Annotated in this window: 1 protein-coding gene; it reads right to left on the bottom strand. The window is 75.0% G+C overall.

Features of this window, described 5'->3' with window-relative positions; all coding sequences use genetic code 11:
* Positions 1–75: 75 nt before the first annotated feature.
* Entirely contained in the window at positions 76–1,053 is a 978-nt protein-coding gene (gene galE / locus ACFV0G_RS28505; RefSeq protein WP_380554072.1) for a UDP-glucose 4-epimerase GalE, read from the bottom strand.
* Positions 1,054–1,193: the final 140 nt, after the last annotated feature.

Genomic DNA, 1,193 nt, shown 5'->3' with positions numbered 1-1,193 from the left:
CTCCCCCCCCGTCCGCCCTCACGCGCCCCCGCGCCCCCCCCCCCCCGCCCGGGGGGGCCGGCCCCCCCGGGCGGCTCACGCCAGGCCGGGGTGGCGGGCCAGCCAGCCCGCCCAGGCGGAGGCGATCATCTCGTCCACGCCGTACCGCGCCGACCAGCCGAGCTCCTTGCGGATCAGGTCGGCGGAGGCCACCACGCGGGCCGGGTCGCCGGGCCGCCGGGGGGTGGTCTCCGGGGCCAGGTCGCGGCCGGTGGTCCGGGCGATCGCGGCCAGCATCTCGCGCACCGAGACGCCCTCGCCGCGGCCGATGTTCAGGGTCAGCGCGACCGGCCCGTCCGCGGCGTCCAGCCGGCGGACGGCCGCCAGGTGCGCCGAGGCGATGTCCTCGACGTGGATGAAGTCACGGACGCAGGTGCCGTCCGGGGTCGCGTAGTCGTCGCCGAAGACCAGCGGCGGCAGGCCGTCGGTGAGCCGCTGGAAGACCATCGGCACGAGGTTGGTCACCCCGTCGTCGGCCAGCTCCGGGGCGGCCGCCCCGGCCACGTTGAAGTACCGCAGCGACACCGTCGAGATCCCGTACGCCCGGGCGGCGGCCGCCAGCAGCCACTCGCCGACCAGCTTCGTCTCGCCGTACGGGTTGATCGGCGCGCACGGGGTGTCCTCCGTCACCAGGTCCACGTCCGGCATCCCGTAGACCGCGGCCGACGAGGAGAACAGCACCTTCGACACCCCGCCGGCGACGGCGGCCTCCAGTACCGTCCGCAGGCCCTCGACGTTCTCCCGGTAGTAGAGCAGCGGCTCCGCCACCGACTCGCCGACCTGCTTCTTGGCCGCCACGTGCAGGACGCCGGTGACCCCGTGGTCGCGGATCGCGCCGTCCAGCACCGCCCGGTCGAGGGTGGAGCCGACCACCAGCGGCACCCCGTCCGGCAGCCGTCCGGCGCTGCCCGAACTGAGGTCGTCCAGCACCACGACCCGCTCGCCGGCCGCGGCCAGCTCCCGCACCACATGTCCGCCGATGTATCCGGCGCCGCCGGTGATCAACCACGTCATGCTCGAAATCCTATGCGGGCGCCCGGCCCGGCCGCCCCCCGCCCCCCCCGGCCCCCCCCCCCCCCCCCAACACCGGAGCGTTAAAAAAACCCCACACACAAACAGTACTGACGCAACAGCACGCGAATGGAGAGGAAGCG

The organism is Kitasatospora sp. NPDC059571 (genome assembly GCF_042735675.1).
In the GTDB taxonomy this organism is placed as follows: domain Bacteria; phylum Actinomycetota; class Actinomycetes; order Streptomycetales; family Streptomycetaceae; genus Kitasatospora.
Note: the sequence above shows the minus strand (reverse complement) of the source record. Positions and strands in the feature narration are given on the sequence as shown.